1 protein-coding gene is annotated in these 404 nt (G+C 59.9%); it reads right to left on the reverse strand.

Annotation, left to right across the window (positions count from 1 at the left end; all coding sequences use genetic code 11):
* Positions 1-354, reverse strand: a 354-nt coding sequence (locus JK356_RS21535; RefSeq protein WP_201870356.1) for a S8 family serine peptidase, incomplete at its 3' end; no start/stop codon positions are given.
* Positions 355-404 lie beyond the last annotated feature (50 nt).

The raw sequence follows: 404 nt of genomic DNA on the forward strand, positions 1-404 counted from the left end.
GTCTACCGCGCCGACACCGACGACACCGTCCTGGTTGTTAGGGAACGTCACCTCATTCGTGGTAGCGCCGTCATTTCCGGTACCAGCGAATATCAAGATGTCCTGTCGCGCTGCTTCCTCAAGAGCTTCAGTAACTTCTTCTTGCGACCCGGCAATATAGAGAGTCGCGAGGGAAACGCTGATAATTTGTGCACCGGCATCGGCTGCGTACTGAACGGCTTCGGCAAAACGCCTTTCGAAGCCGAAGTCCACTTCGTCGGCACCAGGGTATGCGCGGATGGGGAGGATATCGACTCCGGGTGCGAGCCCTTGGATACCGCCGCCTGCGCCGGTGCCAGCGATGAGGGCCGCCATACCGGTGCCGTGGCCATCGTTGTCAGTATCGGTGCCTTCCCCGCTGATGG

Source organism: Streptomyces sp. 7-21, assembly GCF_016741785.1.
In the GTDB taxonomy this organism is placed as follows: Bacteria; Actinomycetota; Actinomycetes; order Streptomycetales; family Streptomycetaceae; genus Streptomyces.